Annotated in this window: 20 protein-coding genes; 15 read left to right on the forward strand and 5 right to left on the reverse strand. The window is 71.9% G+C overall.

What is annotated here, in order from left to right:
• The first annotated feature begins 112 nt into the window (after nt 1-112).
• The 4 genes from AB0C21_RS02925 (at nt 113) to AB0C21_RS02940 (ending at nt 4,921) form a co-directional block, all read left to right on the forward strand.
• A complete protein-coding gene (locus tag AB0C21_RS02925; RefSeq protein ID WP_500202857.1) occupies nt 113-1,186 on the forward strand; it encodes a LacI family DNA-binding transcriptional regulator in 1,074 nt (357 codons plus the stop codon).
• A 779-nt stretch (nt 1,187-1,965) separates the two neighbouring features.
• Nucleotides 1,966-2,211, forward strand: coding sequence for a hypothetical protein (locus AB0C21_RS02930; protein ID WP_235036917.1), 246 nt, complete (start codon nt 1,966-1,968; stop codon nt 2,209-2,211).
• Between the two features lie 92 nt (nt 2,212-2,303).
• Nucleotides 2,304-3,146 (forward strand): N-acetylmuramoyl-L-alanine amidase, encoded by an 843-nt coding sequence (locus AB0C21_RS02935; RefSeq protein ID WP_500202368.1) that lies wholly within the window; start codon nt 2,304-2,306, stop codon nt 3,144-3,146.
• Nucleotides 3,147-3,481: 335 nt separating this feature from the next.
• Nucleotides 3,482-4,921, forward strand: a complete 1,440-nt coding sequence (locus tag AB0C21_RS02940) for a DUF7059 domain-containing protein (protein WP_500202369.1) — start codon at nt 3,482-3,484, stop codon at nt 4,919-4,921.
• 54 nt (nt 4,922-4,975) lie between these two features.
• Here the strand turns inward: AB0C21_RS02940 and AB0C21_RS02945 are convergent, their stop codons facing one another.
• A complete protein-coding gene (locus tag AB0C21_RS02945) occupies nt 4,976-6,046 on the reverse strand; it encodes a quinone-dependent dihydroorotate dehydrogenase (protein WP_500202370.1) in 1,071 nt (356 codons plus the stop codon).
• A gap of 246 nt (nt 6,047-6,292) precedes the next feature.
• On the opposite strand from AB0C21_RS02945, the gene AB0C21_RS02950 reads away from it, so the two are divergent.
• Nucleotides 6,293-6,484, forward strand: coding sequence for a DUF6243 family protein (locus AB0C21_RS02950; protein ID WP_500202371.1), 192 nt, complete (start codon nt 6,293-6,295; stop codon nt 6,482-6,484).
• A 275-nt stretch (nt 6,485-6,759) separates the two neighbouring features.
• Here the strand turns inward: AB0C21_RS02950 and AB0C21_RS02955 are convergent, their stop codons facing one another.
• Entirely contained in the window at nt 6,760-7,932 is a 1,173-nt protein-coding gene (locus AB0C21_RS02955; RefSeq protein ID WP_500202372.1) for a hypothetical protein, read from the reverse strand.
• 202 nt (nt 7,933-8,134) lie between these two features.
• Between AB0C21_RS02955 and AB0C21_RS02960 the strand changes: the two genes are divergently transcribed.
• From AB0C21_RS02960 to AB0C21_RS02990, 7 genes are all read left to right on the forward strand, one after another.
• On the forward strand, nt 8,135-9,121 hold the full coding sequence (locus tag AB0C21_RS02960; RefSeq protein WP_500202373.1) for a hypothetical protein: 987 nt from the start codon (nt 8,135-8,137) through the stop codon (nt 9,119-9,121).
• Between the two features lie 544 nt (nt 9,122-9,665).
• On the forward strand, nt 9,666-10,925 hold the full coding sequence (locus AB0C21_RS02965; RefSeq protein WP_500202374.1) for an extracellular solute-binding protein: 1,260 nt from the start codon (nt 9,666-9,668) through the stop codon (nt 10,923-10,925).
• Nucleotides 10,926-10,953: 28 nt separating this feature from the next.
• On the forward strand, nt 10,954-11,904 hold the full coding sequence (locus AB0C21_RS02970) for a carbohydrate ABC transporter permease (protein WP_149260354.1): 951 nt from the start codon (nt 10,954-10,956) through the stop codon (nt 11,902-11,904).
• Nucleotides 11,904-12,734, forward strand: coding sequence for a carbohydrate ABC transporter permease (locus tag AB0C21_RS02975; protein WP_149260353.1), 831 nt, complete (start codon nt 11,904-11,906; stop codon nt 12,732-12,734). The genes AB0C21_RS02970 and AB0C21_RS02975 overlap by 1 nt, the downstream gene beginning before the upstream one ends.
• Before the next feature lie 9 nt (nt 12,735-12,743).
• A complete protein-coding gene (locus tag AB0C21_RS02980; RefSeq protein ID WP_500202375.1) occupies nt 12,744-14,033 on the forward strand; it encodes an ABC transporter ATP-binding protein in 1,290 nt (429 codons plus the stop codon).
• 4 nt (nt 14,034-14,037) lie between these two features.
• Entirely contained in the window at nt 14,038-15,270 is a 1,233-nt protein-coding gene (locus AB0C21_RS02985) for a DUF4032 domain-containing protein (RefSeq protein WP_500202376.1), read from the forward strand.
• 22 nt (nt 15,271-15,292) lie between these two features.
• Nucleotides 15,293-15,979: a class I SAM-dependent methyltransferase gene (locus AB0C21_RS02990; protein ID WP_500202377.1), complete on the forward strand. Its 687-nt coding sequence runs from the start codon at nt 15,293-15,295 to the stop codon at nt 15,977-15,979.
• 33 nt (nt 15,980-16,012) lie between these two features.
• Here the strand turns inward: AB0C21_RS02990 and AB0C21_RS02995 are convergent, their stop codons facing one another.
• A complete protein-coding gene (locus AB0C21_RS02995; RefSeq protein ID WP_500202378.1) occupies nt 16,013-17,089 on the reverse strand; it encodes a helix-turn-helix domain-containing protein in 1,077 nt (358 codons plus the stop codon).
• 329 nt (nt 17,090-17,418) lie between these two features.
• Here AB0C21_RS02995 and AB0C21_RS03000 point away from each other — a divergent pair, with 329 nt between their 5' ends.
• Nucleotides 17,419-18,000, forward strand: coding sequence for a hypothetical protein (locus tag AB0C21_RS03000; protein ID WP_500202379.1), 582 nt, complete (start codon nt 17,419-17,421; stop codon nt 17,998-18,000).
• A gap of 117 nt (nt 18,001-18,117) precedes the next feature.
• On the opposite strand, the gene AB0C21_RS03005 is transcribed toward AB0C21_RS03000, so the two are convergent.
• Nucleotides 18,118-18,315: a hypothetical protein gene (locus AB0C21_RS03005; protein WP_500202380.1), complete on the reverse strand. Its 198-nt coding sequence runs from the start codon at nt 18,313-18,315 to the stop codon at nt 18,118-18,120.
• A 188-nt stretch (nt 18,316-18,503) separates the two neighbouring features.
• Between AB0C21_RS03005 and AB0C21_RS03010 the strand changes: the two genes are divergently transcribed.
• A complete protein-coding gene (locus tag AB0C21_RS03010; protein ID WP_500202381.1) occupies nt 18,504-19,085 on the forward strand; it encodes a TetR/AcrR family transcriptional regulator in 582 nt (193 codons plus the stop codon).
• 2 nt (nt 19,086-19,087) lie between these two features.
• Complete coding sequence (locus AB0C21_RS03015) at nt 19,088-20,239, forward strand: glycosyltransferase (RefSeq protein ID WP_500202382.1); 1,152 nt, start codon at nt 19,088-19,090, stop codon at nt 20,237-20,239.
• A gap of 28 nt (nt 20,240-20,267) precedes the next feature.
• On the opposite strand, the gene AB0C21_RS03020 is transcribed toward AB0C21_RS03015, so the two are convergent.
• Entirely contained in the window at nt 20,268-20,819 is a 552-nt protein-coding gene (locus AB0C21_RS03020) for a GNAT family N-acetyltransferase (RefSeq protein WP_500202383.1), read from the reverse strand.
• Nucleotides 20,820-20,986: the final 167 nt, after the last annotated feature.

Raw genomic sequence — 20,986 nt, forward strand, 5'->3', positions numbered from 1 at the left:
TGAGCGGAGGGCGGCGCGCCGAATCCCCCACCGGCGCGGCGCCGCGGCAGGTCCTGCAGGTCCCCCTGGACGGAGTGCCATGTCAGCTGATGAAGCAAACCCCCCGCACGACATGCAGGGGAAGGGTTCGGTGCCACGCCCGCGCACCGAGCCCTCTCCCGCACCGCGCGACGAGGGCAGGACGGTGCCCGCGCCGAAACCGACGATCCGCAATGTCGCCGAACGCGCCGGTGTGTCCAAATCGCTTGTCTCGCTGGTCATGCGGGGGTCACCGCACGTGAGCGAACGCCGGAGGCAGGCCGTCCTGCAGGCCGCCCGGGAGCTCGGCTACCGCCCGAACGCCGTGGCGCGCAGCCTGGTCGAGGGGCGCACCCGGCTGATCGGCGCCATCGTCGCCGACCTGCACAACCCGTTCTTCGCCGAGTTCCTCGACGGCCTCCAGGAGAGCCTGCACGGCGCGGGGCTGCGGATGCTGGTCGGCAGCGGCCGCTGGGACCCGATGTTCGAGGCCGAGGCGGTCGAGGCGTTCCTGGAGATGCGGGTGGACGGGCTGGTCCTGCTCAGCGTCGTCCCCGAGTCGCTCAAGGAGGCCGCCGCCAGCGTTCCCGTGGTGGTCGTCGGCGAGCGCGACGTCCACGGCGTCGACATCGTGGTGGACGACGACGAACTCGGTGCGAGCCTCGCCGTCGACCACCTCGTCCAGCTCGGCCACCGGCGGATCGCGCACATCGAGGGGGCGCGCTCCACGACCGCCCGCTACCGCCGCGAAGGCTACGAGAAGGCGATGCGGCGCCACGGCCTCGACGACGAGATCGTCGTGGAGGCCGGCGACTTCACCGAGGACGGCGGCTACCGGGCCGCGGGCTCCCTGCTGCGCCGCGACGCCCGGCCGACCGCGATCTTCGCTCCCAACGACCTGGTCGCGACCGGGGCGCTGTCGGCCGCCGACGAGCTCGGCATGCGGGTCCCCGCGGACCTGTCGATCGTCGGGTACGACAACACCCACCTCGCGGCGATCCGGCACATCTCGCTGACCAGCGTCGACCAGCCGCGCCGCGACATGGGCCGGGTGGCCGCCGAGATGCTCACCGCCCGCATCGGCGACCCGTCCCGCTCCGCGCGCCAGAAGCTGGTCGTCCCGCACCTGGTGGTCCGCTCGACGACGGGACCCGCTCCCATCCCGTGACCCCGCCCCCACGCCGCCCCAGGACCTCTCCCGCCCTCCCCTCGCTCCCGCACCCCCGCCGCCCTGGCACACGACGCGTGGCCCACACCCCCGGCTCGCGGACGTGCTCCGTGGCCAGGCGCTCCCAAGCTCCTCGGCGCCGCAGAACAGAGCAGCCCTGGCCGGCAATGCCCTGGCCGCGACGCCGCGCTCGGCACCACCGCGCCCCGTAACACCGTCGGCCGCGGCGCCACGACGCCGTGCTCGCAGCCCCGCACCGCGGCACCGCCGCGCCCCGCGACGCCGTGGGATGTGAGGCCGTCGGCCGTGCGCCGCGACGCCGGCCGCCGTGAGGCCGGCGGCCGTCACGTCACGTCCTGGCGCTGGGCGCCGTAACGCGGTGGCGCCGTGGAAGTGAGGGCGTGCTTCGTGAGGGCGTGCTTCGTGAGGGCGTGGCTGTGACGCGAGGATCGTGGTCACGTAATCGGGCACTCTTCTTGGGCCGCGGGGCTGTGGGCGTGGCGCTGTGGGGCGTGAAGCCGGGGTTCTTCGCGGCGTGGCGTTGGCGGCTAGGGCGCTGGGCCGGTATGGCGGGGGTACGGGGACGGTCGATCGTTTCTCGAACCGGTGCGTGGCGGGTAAGGGGCGGGCCAAGGCTGTCGCATTCGCCGGGACGGGGCGCGCGGGCAGGTGGTTAATGGGACTTCACCGTCGGCGGGCGGTCCCGGGCGGTCTAGCGGTAGGCCTCCGGGCCAACGCCCGCCGGCGGTCGGGTCAAGGGTCTGTTCAGCCAGGGGGTAATGCTCGTGCGTGATCCGGAACTGGTGTCGTGCGCGCAGCGCGCGGCGAGCGAATTGGAACGCGCGTGGTCGGAGTGGCGGCACGCGCGCGGCCTCGCCGAGCAGGTGTCGGAGTCCGTCGCCAGCTACGTCGCCCATTCGATCGACCACCCGTGGGGCCGTCCCCGCGTGGTCCTCGGCCTGGACGCGGACGAGGCGCGCGCCCTCGCGGCCCTGCTGGGCAAGGAGGACCCGCTGCGCGGCTGAACCCCCCGATTCCGCCGACTCCGTTTGACGAACCTGCGCGGGTGTGCAGACTGTCAGGGTCGGTAACGAAGTCATCACGGAGGAATCGGCCTGTGCGGATCAATCGAGGCGGCCCCGCGGTCGCCGGTATCGCGCTGTGCCTGGGCGCGCTAGTCGCGTGCAACGGTTCCTCCGGGACGTCCGGCGGCGGTGAGGCGGCCGGGCCGCCGACCGCCGGGGCGGCGTCCCCGGGCGGGTCGAAGGGCGGCGAGTCGCCCGCGTCCGCCAAGGGGGACCCGGCGGCGCTGGACGGCAAGGTGATCGTCATCGACCCGGGGCACAACGGCGGGAACGCCGCCAACCCGTCGGCGATCAACCGGCAGGTGAAGATCGGCAACGGCAGCAAGGCCTGCGACACGACCGGCACCGAGACCAAGGCCGGCTACGCGGAGCATGCCTTCACCTGGGACGTGTCGAAGCGGCTCGCCGACCTCCTGCGCTCGCGGGGCGCGAAGGTCACGCTGACCCGCAAGGACGACAAGGGCGTCGGCCCCTGCGTGACCGACCGCGCCGCGGTCGGCAACCGGCTCAAGGCCGACGCCGCGCTGTCCATCCACGCCGACGGGGCGTCCCCGTCCGGCCACGGCTTCCACATCATCGAGCCGCTGTCCATCGGCCGGAACGCCGACATGGTGTCCGCCTCCGCCGAGCTGGGCGAAGCGCTCCGGAACGCCTACCACGAGGGCACCGGCATCCCGTACTCCAACTACCTCGGCAAGAAGGCCATCGACCGGCGCGACGACCTCGGCGGCCTCAACATGTCGACCGTGCCGAAGGTCTTCATCGAGTGCGGCAACATGCAGAACGCGGGCGACGCGGAAAAGCTGTCCAGCGCGTCCTTCCGGCAGCGCATCGCAGAGTCCCTGGCCGAGGGCTTCCAGACGTACCTGCAGTGAGGTTCTGTGTTCATTGCAGTGCCCCCTGCCCTCCTTCAGGCCCGGAGGGCCCTCCTGTGTCTATTGCAGTGCTCTCCTTCATCGGGCCCTGGGGGCCCTCCATCGTCGGGCACTGCGGCGATCGCTGGCATCGCTCCGTCTCGCCTTGCGGCTCGCTGCGCGATCAGGTTCTCGCTTCGCTTGAACCTGCCTTCGGACGCGATCGCAACCTTTCGGTCTTTGTCAGTTGCGGCTAGAGCCTGGTCCGTGTGCTGGTGGGTTTCGCGGGGTGTTCCGGCAGGGCATGTCCGGCGATCCGGGACGCGTAGCGCGCCCGCAGCGGGCAGGATGGGCGGATGCGTGATCTTCGTCGTGTGCGTGAACTGCTGCTCGGGGCCGGCTACAGCGTCGCGGGGGTGCGCGAGGCGCTCGGCCCGGTCGCGGGCGGGGCGCTGGCGCGTGACGAGATCGTGCCCGCCCTGCGGGCGACGGCCGGCGGGTCGCCGGTCGAGGTCCTGACCCGGCTGTTCTGGCTCCAGGTGCCCGTTCCCGAGGACGCCGTCGCCGTGGACGATCTCGTGGCGGCGGGGCTCGCGGAGGCGTCCGGCGGGGAGGTGCGGGCGCTGGTGCGCGTCGAGCCGCTGGAGGCCGTGGACGGTGACGGGCACGCCGGTTACGCCGTCTCCGATCTGAAGGTCCGGCCCGGCGATGGACGCGTCCCGGCGGACGATCACGTCGTGGGCACGGGCGGCGCGTCGGCGAACCTGGCGCAGCTGGTTGTCCACAGGCCTGTGGACAACGTGCTCGATCTGGGCACGGGTTGCGGCGTCCAGGCGGTGCACGTGGCGGGGCGCTCCCCGGGCGGGCGCATCACCGCGACGGACGTGAATCCGCGGTCGCTGGAACTGGCCGCGATGAGCTTCGCGCTGTCCGGCGTGGACGGCGCGGAACTGCTGCGCGGGTCGTTGCTGGAGCCGGTCCAGGGCCGCCGGTTCGACCTGATCGTGTCGAATCCGCCGTTCGTTGTCGCGCCGCCCGGCGATCGGCGGTTCACCTACCGCGAGTCGGGGATGGCGGGCGACGACTTCTGCCGGCGGCTCGTCCAGAGCGCCTCGCGGTACCTGAACGACGGCGGATATTGCCAGCTCCTGGCCAACTGGCTGCATGTCGATGGGGTCCCGTGGGAGGAGCGCGTCGGCGCGTGGGTGGACGGCTGCGACGCGTGGATCGTCCAGCGCGACGTCCAGGATCCGGCGGAGTACGCCGAGTTGTGGCTGCGGGACTCCTGCGAGGCGGGCACGCCCGAGTACCGCGCCCGGTACGAGGCGTGGCTCGATCACTTCGAGCGGGAGAACGTCACCGGGATCGGGTTCGGCTGGATCACGTTGCGGCGCGCCGAGCGTCCGGCCGTCCGGATCGAGGAGCTCCGGCACGCGGTCGAGCAGCCCGTCGGCGCGTACGCGCACGAGGTGCTGGACGGCCTCACGAAGGCCGACGAGTTTTCCACAGCCTGTGGACGGCTGCTCGCGGCGGCGCCCGGTCTCGTCCAGGAGCAGATCGGCCCGCCCGGCGCCGAGGACCCGGAGCGGATCGTGCTGCGGCAGACGCGGCGGCTCCGCCGCGCCGCCGGTGTCGGGACGGTCGAGGCCGCCCTCGCCGGGGTCTGCGACGGCACTCTGCCCGTCGACCCGCTCCTCGACGCCATCGCACAGCTCACCGGAATGGACGCGGGCGAGGTCCGCGCGCACGCCGACGCCGTCCTGCCGGAACTGATCGCTGACGGCTTCTTCGTCTAGTGCGCGTTCGCGAACACCGGCCGGGTCGCCGGCGCAGGACCGACCCGCCGGAGATCAGCCTCGCGCGTCGTCGAGGGTGCGGAAGGCGCTGCCGCGCAGGCGGCGCGCCAGGTCGCGGTTGACGCGGTGCGCCCAGAGCGGACCGCCGTAGATCATCCCGGTGTAGCCCTGGACGAGGGTCGCGCCCGCCCTGATGCGCTCCCACACGTCGTCGGCCGTCTCGACGCCGCCGACCGAGACCAGCGTGAGCCGCCCGCCCGTACGCGACCGCAGCCGGCGCAGGACCTCCAGGGACCGCTCCCGCAGCGGCGCGCCCGACAGCCCGCCGGTCTCCTTGACCAGCGCGGGCGGGCTGAGCAGGGCGTCGCGGCCGATGGTGGTGTTGGTCGCGATGATGCCGTCGAGCCCGAGTTCGAGGGCGAGGTCGGCGACGGCGTCGACGTCGTCGTCCGCCAGGTCCGGCGCGATCTTCACCAGCAGCGGGACGCGGCGTGCGGACGAGCGGTCGGCGGCCTCCCGCACGGCCGTCAGCAGCGGCCGCAGGTGCTCCACGGCCTGGAGGTTCCGCAGGCCGGGCGTGTTGGGGGAGCTGACGTTGACGACGAGGTAGTCGGCGTGCGGGGCGAGCCGCTCGGTGCTCGCGACGTAGTCGGCGGCCGCCGAGGCCTCCGGGACGACCTTCGTCTTGCCGATGTTGGCGCCGACGATCGTCCCCGGCGCCCGCCGGGCGAGCCGCCCCGCGGCGGCCTCGGAGCCCGCGTTGTTGAAGCCCATCCGGTTGATGACCGCCCGGTCAGGAACGAGCCGGAACAGCCGCGGGCGCGGGTTGCCGGGCTGCGGGCGCCCGGTCACCGTCCCGATCTCGACATGGCCGAACCCGAACGCGCCGAGCGCCGCGAAGGCGACGGCGTCCTTGTCGAACCCGGCGGCCAGCCCCAGCGGGCTCGGGAAGTCCAGCCCGAACGCGCGGACCGCCAGCGCGGGGTCGCGGGGCGCGAGCAGCCGCCGCAGCAGCGGCACCGCGCCGGGCACCGCCTGGATCGCGTGCAGCGCCCGCAAGGTCAGATGGTGGACGGTCTCCGCCGGAACACGGGAGATGACCAGTGAGAACAGGAGTCGATACATCGCCGACCAGTATCCCAGCCATGCCGCCGGGAATTCGGTTGAGGGCCCGCCGAGCCGCTGCCTACCCTGACCGCATGCTGGTCAATGCCGAGGCCACCGCCTGGTGGCCCACTCCGCAGCGTGTCTACCGCGACCGTCCCGCCGGCGGGTCCGGCCGGGACGCGATCCGCGTCTGAGCTGCACGCTCCCGCGCGGCCGGACCTGGGTGCCGAACGAAGACCACACCCAGCCGAACGGGAGAACCTCATGTCCAAGAGCCGGGGCCGGAACGGCATGCTCGGCGTAGGCGGCCAGCGCAGGAACCTGTCGCGCGGAGAACTGCGCGGCGGAAAGGCGCAGGCGGCCGGCGGCGACGCCCGAACGGCGGCCGAGAAGAAGAAGGAGCTGCTCCGCAAGATGCGCGAGCGCAACGAGCAGCACACCTCCGACAACGAGTAGCGACCAGACCGCGCCGGTCTCCTCCGGGACCGGCGCGGTTCGTTCGTCCGGGGACGAGGAGTTGAGTCGTGCGGAGGCCCCTGGACAGTTCGCCTTGCAGCGCAACCCCGCAACAACCCCAGTGTTCGCGATCGCGTCCGAAGGCAGATTCGAGTGGAGCAAGAATCTGATCGCGCAGCGAGCCGCAAGGCGAGTCGGAGCGATGCCAGCGATCGCCGCAGTGCCCGACGATGGAGGGCCCTCGGGGCCCGAAGGAGGAGGGCACTGCAATCAACTCAGCGCCCTCGGAAGGTTCGGCGGAGTTGGAGGCGTACGTCTCGGGCCGCCTCTCGCATTGTGCGTCGGGTGGCGCGGAGCGGGTCGCGGATTGTGACCCGCCAGGTCGAGCGGACGCCGTGGCCTATCGGGCGTAGAACGTTCGTCCGTGTCCAGCGTGCCGGGGTGACGACCAGGACCCGCACCGGGACGACGATCAGCGTCCGCCAGAGCCACCGGAGGATCCGGGCCGCGAGGCGCCAAGCCCCCACGGCCCCGGCGACGACGGGTGCCAGCAGGTAGCGCCACACCGTCCGTGCGGGCACGACGATCAGGACGTGTCCGAGCCAGGCCAGGAAGCGCCCGATCAGCCGCCATGACCACACCACGGCCGCGGCGAAGGCGCGCCAGCCGGATGCGAGCACGCCGCCGAGCGCGCCCAGGACGGTGAGGGTTCCGCGGCCGAGCCAGGTGAGACCGGCCCAGAGGGTGCGGGCCAGCCAGGCGATGCCGAGCAGCGGCGGCCGCAGGACGTACCGCCACAGCAGCACGGCCGGCAGGACGACGAGGACGCCCAGCAGCAGGCCGATGCCCTTGAAGAGCAGCCCGAAGCCGCGTCCGAGGATGCCGAGGAGCCACATGAGCCCTCGGCCGAGCGCCTGCAGCGGACGGAGCAGCAGGAACGCGAGCAGCCCCCCGAGCCCGCGCCCGATCAGGGAGAACAGCCGGCCGATCGGCGCGATCAGGACCCGGTGGATCCATCGGGCCAGCCGTCCCGTCCCGCGCCCGAACCACCGCAGGAAGCCGAGGACCACGACGACGGCGAGCCAGCGCAGCGGCCGGACGACGAGGAGGTCGACCAGCGCGGCGACCCCCCGGCCGATTGCGGCCAGGAGTCGTCCGGCAGGGGCGAGCAGCCACCGGTACAGCGCGAGCCAGGCGCTCCGCAGCAGCCGGCCGAGCAGGCGGGCGAACCGGCCCGGGGCCCGCATGAGAGCGTTCCACGCGGCCCGGACGCCGCGGGCCGTCAGCACGGCCAGGTCCCACCCGAACCGCAGCGGGATCACGACGATCAGTGCCAGCACGCGGGCGGGGACGACGATCCACGCCGGGCCCGGCCTTGTCGCGCCCGGTTCGGCGGGGCGGTCCTTCGTCAGGTCGACCGGGGCCGCTGAGTCGTTTCCGGTGGTCACCGCAGCCTTCCTCGTTCCCGCCCCGCTTGCGTACGGCACGTGCATGTGACTCGGCGCGCGGGCGTCCGGTTCCCGGGGGTTGAACCCGTTCCGTGTGGTTCACCGTATTGCTCCTCGATCCGGGAGAGCGGCGGCTCCACCTCGATCGACGTGCGGGACCTGGAACCGGAGCCGGGGCCCAGAACGACCTGGAGGACACGACATGAAATTCCCACGTTGGGCGATCCCCGCTGCGGCCGCCCTCACGGCGTCGGGACTTGTGCTGACCGCGTGCGGGCAGGAGAAGGCCGGGGGGAAGCAGAACGCCGCGGGCTCCCAGGCACAGGCGAAGCCGTCGGCCGAACCGTCCGAGTCGCCGGCCCCCGAGCCGACGGTGCTGGAGGTCGCCAGCGTCACCAAGCTCGGCAGGGTCGTCACCGACGGCAAGGGCATGACCCTCTACCGCTTCGACAACGACACCGCCCGCCCGCCCGCGTCGACCTGCGCGGGCGCGTGCGCCAAGGCATGGCCGCCCGTGTGGGCGGGTCAGGGCAACACCGAGGTCAAGGGCGTCCAGCAGTCGCTGGTCGGCAAGGTCAAGCGCCCGGACGGCAAGTGGCAGGTCACGCTCGGCGGGTGGCCGCTCTACCGGTTCGCCAAGGACCTCAGCCCCGGCGACACGCGGGGCCAGGGGGTGGGCGGCACCTGGTACGCCGCGGCGCCGACCGGCAAGAAGGCGGCCCCGCTCAAGCAGGCGAACGGCAACCGCTGGAAGGGCTGGACGGTCGTCAAGGCCAAGCGGGACCCGAAACTCGGCCTGATCCTGACCGACGGCAAGGGCATGACGCTCTATCGCTTCGACAAGGACAAGAACAAGCCGCCGACGACCAACTGCTTCGGCTCGTGCAAGAAGGCATGGCCGCCGGCCGTCTTCAACGGCTGGAAGCACCTCAAGCTCGAAGGCGTCTCCAAGAAGGTCGTCAATTTCATCGAGCGCAAGGACGACGGCAAATGCCAGCTCACCGTCGACGGCTGGCCCATGTACTACTACGAGCAGGACAAGCAGCCCGGCGACACGAAGGGCCAGGGCGTCGGCGGGGTCTGGTGGGCCACCACCCCGACCGGAAAGAAGGCGGCCGGCACGGGGTCGGGCTCCGGCACCGGTGACGGCGGCGGAGGCGGCGGCTACGGGTCGGGCGGCGGTTACTGAGCCGCCACCGCGCCACACCCGCCCACAGGACCAACCGTCCACACAGGCGAAGGCGCGGAGGGCGCGCGGGTCGGTCGGGGTCCGCGCTCTCTCCGCGCCTTCTTCATGCACGCCACTTCACGCCCCGCCCTTCACACCCCGGATCTTCACGCCCCTGACCTTCATGTATCGCTCTTAATGAGTCGGCCTTCAGGCCCTGAATTCCACGCTTCGACCTTCACGCCCGGACCATGGCCGCGCCATCCCCTGATCAAGATCCTTTGCCTTCCGATTACTCTCCGGATCTCGACACTCACGTAATCCGGTGGTCGAATGGGGGGCCAATCCCGCCGAGGGGGCGGCCCGGCGAAGTGCCCGCATCCCGGTGGGGGTTTCGGGAGGCCCCATGGTCGAGCGAGTCGATCGAGCGGAGAGCGAGGCGGAACCCGCCCGGCACCGGACGAGGGTGGCCGGACGGCACGGTCCCGCGGAGCGGGCACGATCGGCATGGCCGCGGCGGCGATCGGCAGGGCCCGAGCGGCGATCCGCATGGCCGAGGGCCGCGATGGCGCTGGCGCTGCTGGCCGGCGGGCTGACGGCCTGCGGGGACGGCGGCGGCGCGCCGAAGCTCACCTGGTACATCAACCCCGACAACGGCGGGCAGGCGGCCATCGCGAAGTCCTGCACGCAGGCCGCGGGCGGACGGTACCGGATCGAGACGTCCCTGCTGCCGAGCGACGCGACGCAGCAGCGCGAGCAGCTGATCAGGCGGCTGGCCGCCAAGGACTCCGGGCTCGACCTCATGAGCCTCGACCCCGTGTTCGTGGCGGAGGCGGCCAACGCCAAGTTCCTGCGCCCGTTCACCAAGAGCGAGGCCGCGCCGCTGACCGAGGGCGTTTTCGCGCCCGCCGTGCAGAGCTCGATGTGGGAGGGCAAGCTCTACGCGGCGCCCTTCTGGGCCAACACGCAGCTGCTCTGGTACCGCAAGTCGGTGGCGAAGAAGGCGGGCATCGACCCGAACGCGCCCGGCTTCACCTGGGACAAGCTCATCGACGCGGCCGTCCGCACGAACACGACGATCGGCGTGCAGGGCAACCGGTACGAGGGCTACATGGTGTGGATCAACGCCCTGATCGCCTCGGCCGGGGGCCGGATCATCAGCGACGCCGAGAAGGGCGACGACGCGAGCATCGACATCGACTCGCCGGCCGGCCGGCAGGCGGCGTCGATCATCCGCAAGCTCGCCCGGTCCTCCGCCGCGAGCCCGACGCTGTCCACCGACATCGAGGAGCAGTCCCGGGCGACGATCAACGGCGCGCGCGGCGGCTTCCTGCTCAACTGGGGTTACGTCTGGCGGGCCGAGAAGGGCGACGCCGACGCGGGCGCGATCGGCAAGAACATCGTCGGCGACCTCGGCTGGGCGCGCTACCCGGCGGTCGACCCGCAGCAGCCGAGCCGGCCGCCGTTCGGAGGGATCGAGATCGGCGTCGGCGCCTACAGCGAGCACCAGGACCTCGCGGTCGAGGCGACCCGGTGCATCACGTCGCCGGCGAACATGAAGCGGTACATGCTCGACGAGGGCAACGTCGCCGCACGCCCGGCGATCTTCGACGATCCCGACATCCTCAAGGAGTTCCCGATGGCCCCGCTGATGCGGGACTCCATCGCCTCGGCCGCGCCCCGCCCGGCCACCCCCTACTACGCCGACATCTCCGGCGCCATCCAGAACCGCTGGCATCCGCCCGCGTCGGTGAACCCCGCGACGACGCCGCGCCGGTCCGCGGAGTTCGCCCGGGCGGTCCTCGGCGGCGAGGCGCTGCTGTGAGGGAAGGCCCTGAAAGGAAGGTGTCCGGATGACGTCCGCAGAAACGGCACCGAAGCTCGACCGGTCCGCCGGCGCCCCCGCTCCCGCCCGCGCGGAGATCTCCGACCGCGGCCGCGCGGAGCGCAGGCTCGGGCTGCTGCTCTCGCTGCCCGCCGTGGTGGTGATGCTCCTGGTCACCGCGTACCCGCTGATCAACGCGGTGTACGAGTCGCTGTTCAGCTACCGGATCACCGCGCCGGACGACCGGCGCTTCGTCGGCCTCGGCAACTACGCGACCGCGCTGTCGGACGCCCTGTTCTGGCAGACGGTGCTCACCACCCTGATCATCACCGTGGCCACGGTCGGGGTCGAGCTGGTGATCGGGTTCGCGCTCGCGATGGTGATGCACCGCGCCGTCTTCGGGCGGCGGACGGTGCGGACCGCGATCCTGCTGCCCTACGGGATCGTCACGGTCATCTCCGCGTTCGCCTGGAAGTACGCCTTCGACGTCCAGTCGGGGTTCGTGAACTCCTGGTTCGGGCTCGGCGACTTCGCCTGGTTCTCCGACCGCTGGGCGGCGCTCTTCGTGATCGTCCTGTCGGAGATCTGGAAGACGACCCCGTTCGTGTCGCTGCTGCTGCTCGCCGGGCTGGCGCAGGTGCCGGCGGACCTCGGCGAGGCCGCCACGGTGGACGGCGCGACGGCGTGGCAGCGGCTGAAACGGGTCACGATCCCGAACATGAAGGCCGCGATCCTCGTCGCGGTGCTGTTCCGGACGCTCGACGCGTGGCGGATCTTCGACAACGTCTTCATCATGACGTCCGGCCAGGAGAAGACCCAGGTGCTGTCGTTCCTGACCTACCAGCAGATCATCACCCGGACCGAACTCGGCCTCGGCAACGCGGTCGGGGTGCTGCTGTTCCTGTCGGTGGTGCTGATCGCGGCCGTGTTCATCAAGGGGTTCCGGGTGGACCTCTCCCAGGTGCGAGGTGACCGCTGATGGAGTCGGCGCGCTCGAAGTGGCTGTGGATCGTCGCCTCGCTGCTGATCCTGGTGTGGACGGCGTTCCCGATCGTGTGGATCGTGATGCTGTCGTTCAAGCAGCCCAGCGAGATCGGCAACGTCCAGGGCTTCTTCCCGAAGACCTGGACGTGGGACAACTACGAGACGGTCTTCAAGACCGACCTGTTCACCTCGGCACTGATCAACTCGATCGGCATCTCGCTGATCGCCACGTTCGTCGGGGTGGTGTTCGCGACCCTGGTGGCGTACGCCATCGCGCGGCTGGAGTTCCCCGGCAAGCGGCTGATCCTGTCGTTCGCGCTCGCCATCGCGATGTTCCCGGTGGTGTCGCTGGTCGGGCCGCTGTTCGACCTGTGGCGCAACATCGGGCTCTACGACACCTGGCCCGGCCTGATCATCCCCTACATCTCGTTCGCGCTGCCGCTCGCGATCTGGACGCTGTCGGCGTTCTTCCGCGAGATCCCCTGGGAGATGGAGCAGGCCGCGCAGGTGGACGGGGCCACCTCCTGGCAGGCGTTCCGCAAGGTGATCGTCCCGCTGGCGGCGCCCGGCGTGTTCACCGCCGCGATCCTGACGTTCTTCTTCTGCTGGAACGACTTCGTCTTCGGGATCTCGCTGACCTCCACCGACCGGGCCCGGCCCGTCCCGGCGGCGCTGGCGTTCTTCACCGGCGAGTCCTACTTCGAGCAGCCCACCACCGCCATCTGCGCCGCCGCCGTCGTCGTCACGGTCCCGGTCGTGATCATCGTCCTGGCGTTCCAGCGCCGCATCGTGGCCGGGCTGACGTCCGGCGCCGTCAAAGGCTGAGAGGAAACCATGGCCGCCATCACCATGAAGAACATCGTCAAGCGGTACGGCGACGGTTTCCCGGCCGTGAACGACGTCTCCCTGGACGTGCGGGACGGCGAGTTCATGATCCTGGTCGGGCCGTCCGGCTGCGGCAAGTCCACCCTGCTGCGGATGATCGTCGGGCTGGAGGACATCACGTCCGGCGAGATGGTCATCGGCGACCGGGTCGTCAACAAGGTCGCGCCGCGGGAGCGGAACCTGTCGATGGTGTTCCAGAACTACGCGCTCTACCCGCACCTCAGCGTGTTCGAGAACATCGCCTTCCCGCTCCGCCTCGCCAAGGTCTCCGACGACGAGGTGCAGCGGCGGGTGAAGGAGACCGCCGACCTGCTGGAGCTGACCGAGCACCTCGACCGCAAGCCCGCGAACCTGTCCGGCGGGCAGCGGCAGCGGGTCGCGATGGGCCGCGCGATCGTCCGGCAGGCGGACGCGTTCCTGTTCGACGAGCCGCTGTCGAACCTGGACGCCAAGCTGCGCGGGCAGATGCGGACCGAGATCTCCCGGCTCCAGCGGCGCCTCGGCGTCACCACCGTGTACGTCACGCACGACCAGACGGAGGCGATGACGCTCGGCGACCGGGTCGCGGTGCTGCGCAAGGGCGTCCTCCAGCAGGTCGGGAGCCCGCGCGAGTTGTACGAGGAGCCGGTCAACCTCTTCGTCGCCGGGTTCATCGGGTCACCGTCGATGAACTTCCTGCCCGCGTCCGTGGACCGCGCCGCGGACGGCGTCTTCCTGGAGACGCCGCTCGGGCGGTTCGAGCTGCGCGACGCGCGCAAGGCCGCCGCGATCGGCGACCGCTCGGTCGTGCTCGTCGGGATCCGCCCGGAGCACTTCGAGGACGCCTCGCTCGTCGGCGAGGAGAAGCAGGCGCGCGGCAGCCTCGTCCGGGTCCGGGTGGACGTGACCGAATGGCTCGGCAACGAGCTGTACGCCTACGTCCCGTACGAGGCGCCCGCGGACCTCACCGCCCAGTTGCGCGACCTGTCCCGGGAGCTCGACGGCGACCAGCTGCGGACCCAGGCGGTCGTGGCGCTGGACGCGGCCAGCCTGATCGCGCCGGGACGCGAGGCGGAGCTGTGGATCGACACGACGCGGGTGCACCTGTTCGACCCGTCCACCGGCGAGAATCTCACCCGCGACGAGGAGCGCGTCGCGCAGCTCGACCGCCTCGCGGAGGAGTCGCGCGCCGCCCACCGGGAGGCGCAGCGCGAACCGGAGGCCGAGGGTGCGTCCGGGACGTCCGTCGCGGGCCCCTGAGCCGATGCACTTCGTCTTCACCCCGCCCGGCGAGTCGGCGGCCGGCCTGCTGGACCTCCCGTGGGCCGAGCCGCTCGGCGACTGGGACGACGAGCGGCTGGTGGAGATCAGGCAGCGCGGCCTGTCCCGGCACACGGTCCGGTTCGTGGCCGAGGGCGGGGCCGTCTACGCGATGAAGGAGCTGGACGCGCGGCTGGCCCGCCGCGAGTACCGGCTCCTTCGGCGGCTCCGCGAGCTGGGCCTGCCCGCGGTGGAGGTCATCGGCGTGGTCGTGGACCGTCCCGATCTGGACGCGATCCTCGTGACGCGTTTCCTCGATTTCTCCTCGTCCTACCGTGCCCTGTTCGCCAACGCGCGGTACGGGCATCCCACCGACCGGCTCCTGGACGCCCTGGTGGAGCTCCTTGTGCGGCTGCACCTGGCGGGTTTCATGTGGGGCGACTGCTCGCTGTCCAACGTCCTGTTCCGCATGGACGCCGGGGCGTTCGCCGCCTACCTGGTGGACGCGGAGACCGCGGAACTGCACCCGTCCCTCAGCGAGGGGCAGCGCGGCTACGACCTGTCCCTGGCCCGCGAGCGGATCGCCGGTGAGCTGTTCGACCTGGCCGCCGCGGGCACGCTCCCCGAGGAGGTCGACCCCATCGACGTCGCGGACGACACCGTCCGCCGCTACCGGGGGCTGTGGGACGAGTTGACCCGCGAGGAGGTCCTGCGTCCCGACGAGCAGCGCTTCCGCATCGCCGAGCGCCTGCGCCGCATCAACTCGCTCGGCTTCGACGTGGACGAGGTGGAACTGGTGGACGCCGGGCCGTCCGGCGCCCGGCTGCGCGTCCGCACCCGCGTGGCCGAGCCGGGGCACCACCGCCGCATCCTCATGGCCCGCACCGGGCTGGACGCCCAGGAGAACCAGGCCCGCCGCCTCCTCAACGACATCGCCGCCTTCCGCGGGCACCTGGAGCGCGTCCGCGGCGGCCCTGTCCCCGAGGTGGTGGCATCGAACCGCTGGCTTGCCGAGGTGTACGAGCCGGTCGTCACCGCGGTCCCGCCCGACCTGCGCGACCGCCTGGACGACGTCGAACTGTTCCACGAGGTGCTCGAACACCGCTGGTTCCTGTCCGAGAAGGCTGGCCGCGACGTCGGAACGTCGGCGGCGGCCCGCGACTACCTCACCTCCGTCCTGCCCCAGGTCCCCGAGGATCTGACAGAGACCGGACGCGCCCCTGACACGAGTGGTTGATCCTTCTGGCACGATCGGGGGCATGTACGAGCGCTTCGCCCACGAGTACGCCATCCATGCCGAGGACAGCGCCTACAACGCCCTCTACGACCGTCCCGCCGTGCTCGGCCTCACGGGGGACGTGGCCGGCCTCACCGTCTTCGACGCCGCCTGCGGCCCCGGCCTCTACGCACGCGAACTGCTGGAACGCGGCGCCCGCGTCGCAGGCTGCGACGTCAGCCCCACCTTCGTCGGCATGGCCCTCGAACGCACCGGAGGCCGCGCCGACCTTCGCGTCCACGACCTGTCCACGCCGCTGACCTGGATGCCGGACGCCTCGGTCGACCTGGTCGTGCTGGCGCTGGCCCTGCACTACTTCGACGACCGCGTCGCGCTGCTGAAGGAACTGCGCCGCATCCTGGGCAAGGGCGGTGCCCTCGTCCTCTCCACGGAGCACCCCATGGCGGATTGGCTCCGCCTGGGCGGCTCCTACTTCGCCGAAGAAACGGTGGAGGAGTCGCTGAGCCCCGAGCGCGACTGGCCGATCCGGGCGTGGCGGCGTCCCCTGACGGCGATCTGCGCCGAGTTCCGCGCGGCCGGGTTCCTCATCGAGGAGCTCGTGGAGCCGCGTCCCGTCCCCGAGATGGCCCACCGCTACCCCGAAGACCACGCGAAACTGGAGGAGTCGCCCGCCTTCGTGGCCTTCCGCCTCGTCCCCGCCCGCTCCTGACCGCCCGCGGCGGCCCGGCACCGCTCGGCGGGTTCAGCCGACCGGGTCGTCCTGGACGTTGAGGGGGCGGCAGCCGTGGTGGTCGCTTCCGGACGCGAGGCCGTCGCGGCGCACCAGGTGGTCGGTCCCGTAGCCGCGGCGCTGCTGGTAGGCCCAGTAGGCGCGGCGGTCGGGGCTCGTCCACTGCTCGAAGACCAGCACTTCGCGCACGTCGGCGCCGCCGCTCGCCTTGATGACGAGATCGCCGGGGAGCAGCGACGCCATCGGGATCCGCCGGCAGTAGGACGCCTCAAGGAGCGCCGAGTTGGGGCCGGGCTTCGGCAGCCCGAGCGCCATGGACGCGTAGCCCGAGCCGTCGGTCCGGTAGCCCTGGTAGCCGGCGTTCTGGTCGTAGGGCACCCGCTTGGCGCCGTGCGGGTGCCAGGCCTGGGCCCGCACGAGGACTTCGTGACGGCTGATCCCCTTGGCCGCCGGCCGGGCCGTCCCGGACGGCCGCTCACGCGCGGCCCCGGCCACCGGCGGTGTCTGGAGCGCCGCCCCGAGGGCCACGCCGGCGCTCCCGGCGACGAGCGTGCACCCGGCGACGGCGCCGAGGAAGAGCAGCCGGCGCGAACGCGTCCGGCCGGCCGCTGACAGCTCCCCGGCACCGGCAGGTTCGGCGGGCCCCAACTCGATGGCGGCCCCGGGAGCGCCGACGTGCCCTGCGCGTTCGGCGGGCGCTGCGTCCTGGACGGGCTCGGCGTGGTTCGGCCCGGTGGACGCCGCGGCAGCGGCGGGGGTTTCGGACGGGGACGCCGTGCGGTTTTCGGACGCGGATTCCACCGCGGCCGGGGCCGAGCGCCTGGCCTCGTCCGCCACCTCCCACAGGACCGCGAGGCGGCGCGAGTCGGCCCCGCACAGGTCCGCGAGCGAGGTGACGGCGTCGGCCGGGATCCACGTCTCGCCGCTGAGCCACCGGCCCCAGGACGAGCGGCTCGCATGCGTCCGGCGCTCCAGAGCACGCAGATCGAGCCCGGACTCCTCCTTCAGGGCGCGCAGCTCGGTGAGCAGGATCCGCACCGCCTCCGGAGTGCCGCCGGGCAGCGGAGTCGGTGTTCGTCTTCGGCTCATATGGCATATCTCCCTCGGGCCGGGCTGGCCATTATGCCCAGTTCCCGGGAGGGCAGGACAAGAACCGAATGTGATCACCGTGTGTTCCTGTATCGGCACCCAACGTGATCACTTGGTCCTTTCAAAGCTGTCCCGCTGTCCCGCGAAAGCCCCTCCAGGGACGGCGTTCGCGCAGGTGGGGGACGTCCGGCCCGTCCCAGTGTCCCAACCTTTCCGATGGGCTTGCCGAATGGCGTACCGGGCTCCCTATCGTTTGCCGGGTCGATCGGCACCCCCGAACTCAGCGCCCGACGGGGCGCAATTCCCGAGCAATTCACGGAGGATTGCCAATGGCTTCCCCTCGAGCCGTTCTTCTCGGCGTCAGCTCCCTGGCGCTCGCCGGCGGAACCGCGTTCGGCCTCTACGGCGTGTCCACCCCCGCGGCGCACCAGGCGCCCGCCCGTGGCGTCCAGCTGCAGGCGGCGGACAGCAAGGTCGCGGCGGCCGCCGTCCCGAAGGTCACCCGTGACCAGGTCATCGCCCGCGCCAAGACCTGGCACCCGCACACCAGCAGCCGCGTCCCCTACAGCCAGTCGAAGACGCACGGCGGCTACCGCACCGACTGCTCCGGCTACGCGTCCATGACGCTGCGGCTGCCCAAGCCCGGCCCCAACACGGTCGGCCTGGCGTCGTCCACCTACAGCAAGCGGATCTCGATGTCGTCGCTGAAGAAGGGCGACCTCATCATCGACGCGATCGGGAGCAACACCACCCGGCACGTCGTCATCTTCGAGAAGTGGACCAGCAGCAAGCACACCGCCTACTGGGCGTACGAGCAGCGCGGCGGCTACGGAACCGACCACCGCACCCGCACGTACGGGCTGTCCAGCGGCAGCCAGTACAAGGCGTACCGCCCGAAGAACATCGTCTGACCCCGGGGGTCGGCCCCCCGCAAGAAAGCCCGTCTGACCCAACCCTGGGGCTCCCCGTGAAACGCCCGGCCGGAACATTCCGGCCGGGCGTTTCCCATGCTCACTTCTGCGGGTCGGTCACTGTGCGGGCGTCTCGGTGATCTCCCAGTGTCCCACCTCGCGGTAGTCCGAGTCGTAGACGGCGGACCCGTCACCGGGCTTCAGCTCGTAGTGCCGGACGTTCCCTCCCCAGTACCGCAGGATCCGCCCCAACTCGCCAACGGCGTCCTTGGCGACGGCGCCCTCATCCATGTCCACTTCAAGAACGAACTTCACGCGCCCGCCTCCCCAATGATCGACACCCCTGAATTCTTTCATTGAACAGCCCAGTGAGACTTTCGCCGTCGAACCCCCTATACATGAACGACCAACCCTCAATTCAGGAGGAAGGCGGCTCCCCGTCGCCCGCGCGGCAGGCCGCGGCGCCCAGGGCCCTCGCCACTTTCGTGTTAGTCTCGATTATCATGAAAAGGTCCTACACCATGCGGGCCCGGGCGCGGTCGGCGGAGGAGACGCGGCAGCGGGTGCTGGACGCGGCGGTGCGACTGCTCGGCTCCCGGCTGCGCTCGGACATCCGGCTGGAGGACGTGGCCGCCGAGGCGGGCGTCAGCGTCCCGACGGTGCTGAGGGCGCACGGCAGCCGGGCCCGGCTCATCGAGCTGGCTCTGGAGAGGCTCCTGGAGGGCATGGGCGCCGAGCTGCGGCAGCCCGAGCCGGGGGACGTCCCCGGCTCGGTCTCGGCATGGTTCGACCACTACGAGAAGTACGGGGACGCGGTGGTGCGGAACCTGGCGGACGAGGCCGACCCGGCGGTGGCGCCCATCGTCCGGATCGGCCGGACCCGGCACCGGCGGCATGTCGAGAGCCAGCTCGGCCCACGGCTGGACTCGGTGCCGGACGAGCGGCGGGCCACCGCCGTCGACGCGCTCGTCTGCGCCTGCGACGTCTACACGTGGAAGCTGCTGCGCCGGGACATGGGGCGGTCGCGGTCCGAGGCCGAGGCGACGATGACCTTCATGATCGAGTCCCTCCTGGAAGGGGTGTGACGATGGCGGGCTGGCTGCTGCTCACGTGGGACGGGGCAGGGAACCAGGGGCCGATGAGCGGCCTCGCACGCCACCTGGAGCAGCGGGGACACCGCGTCACGGTCGCGGGCTACGGCGGGCAGCGGGCCCGCTTCGAGAAGGCCGGGCTCGCCTTCCGCGCCCTGCCCCGCGCCGACGCCGGCCATCCCGCCGCGCCGCCGCCGGAGGGCTGGCTGCCCGCGCTGGTCGACGCCGTGTGGGCCTGTTCCGCGCACCTGGCGGACATCCCAGAACTCCTGGCCTCGTGCGCCTATGACGGCGTGGTCGCCGACTGCCTGATGTTCGGCGCGCTCGCGGGGTTGGAGGCGTCCTCCACACCCGCGGCCGTCCTGGTGCACAGCGCGCCGGGTGCGCTGTGCCCGCCGGGCGGGCCGATGGAGCGGATGCTGCTTCCGGCGGTCAACGCCGTGCGCGGCCGGGCAGGGCGCCCGGCCCTCGACCGGCTGTGGGACGCCTGGACGCCGTTCCTCCCGCTGTGCACGAGCATCCGGGAGCTGGACCCCCTCGCCGACCAGGCGCCGTCATCGTTCGACTACATCGGTCCGGTGTTCGACGCCCAGCCGCCCTCGGGACTGAGCCTCCCGTGGGACGCGGACGACACTCGCCCGCTGGTGGTGGTCGGATTCTCCACCGGCCTGGCATGGGACCAGACCACGCGCCTCCAGCGCACCCTCGACGCCCTCGCCGGCGGGCGGCACCGCGTCCTCGCCACCACCGCGCTGACGGACGCCGCCGGGCTGCGGGTGCCGCGCGACGCGGTCGTCCTGCCATGGGTCCCGCACGCCGAGGTGCTGCCGCACGCGGCCGCGGTCGTGACGCACGCGGGCCACGGGACCGTCGCCGCCGCGCTCGCCCACGGAGTGCCGATCGTCGCGCTCCCGAACCCGGCCGCCGACCAGCCCGTCCTGGCCCGGCGCACGGCCGAGTCGGGTGCCGGGATCGCGCTGGACGGGGAGGCCGCAGGTTCCGAGGAGATCGCCGCGGCCGTCCGCACGGTCATCGAGGATCCGTCCTACCGTGCGGCCGCGACCGCGCTGGCCGAGCGGGTCCAAGCCGCGCCGGGCCTGGCGCACGCGGCGGACCGGCTCGAACACCTTGCCCTGGAAGCCACCTAGCGGCGGGACGCGGTCCCGCCGCCAGGTGTCAGCGGAGCTTCTTCACCAGGAGTTCGAACTCCAGGTCGTCGCGCTTGGGGAGGCCGAAGCGCTCGTCGCCGTACGGGAACGGGCTCGTCTTGCCGGTCCGGACGTAGCCGCGCCTGACGTACCAGGCGATCAGGTCCTCGCGCACGCTGATCACCGTCATGTGCATCTCGGCCGCGCCCCACCGCTCGCGCGCCAGCCGCTCGGCCTCGGTGAGGACCCGGCGGCCGAGTCCGCCGCCCTGCTGGGAGGGGCTGACGGCGAACATGCCGAAGTAGGCGTGCCCGCCGCGGTCCTCCAGCTGGCAGCAGGCGGTGAGGGCGCCGTCCACCTCGGCCACCAGCATCACCGAGGTGGGGTCGTCCACCACGGCCGCGACGGCGTCCGGGTCGGTGCGCCGGCCGTCGAGGATGTCGGCCTCGGTGGTCCAACCTGCGCGGCTGGACTCGCCGCGGTAGGCGCTCTCCACGAGCGCCACGAGTGCCGGGACGTCCTCCGCCGAGGCCGTCCGGAAGATCGGTTCCATGCTGCTCAGAGGGTCCATGCTGCTCATCAGCTGCGACTCTATCCGTGCCGCCGATGGTCTGCCGTACGGAAGCGGCGTCAGGCAACACCATCAACGGTGAGTTTCGCGTTGAGCGGCCGTGAGGTGGTTCTAGCGACCCGTTTCAGAGGATGTCGGCCCCTCTCCTGCTATCACTTACTGTGACATCGAGAGAG

The organism is Spirillospora sp. NPDC049024, assembly GCF_040649235.1.
Lineage (GTDB): Bacteria > Actinomycetota > Actinomycetes > Streptosporangiales > Streptosporangiaceae > Spirillospora.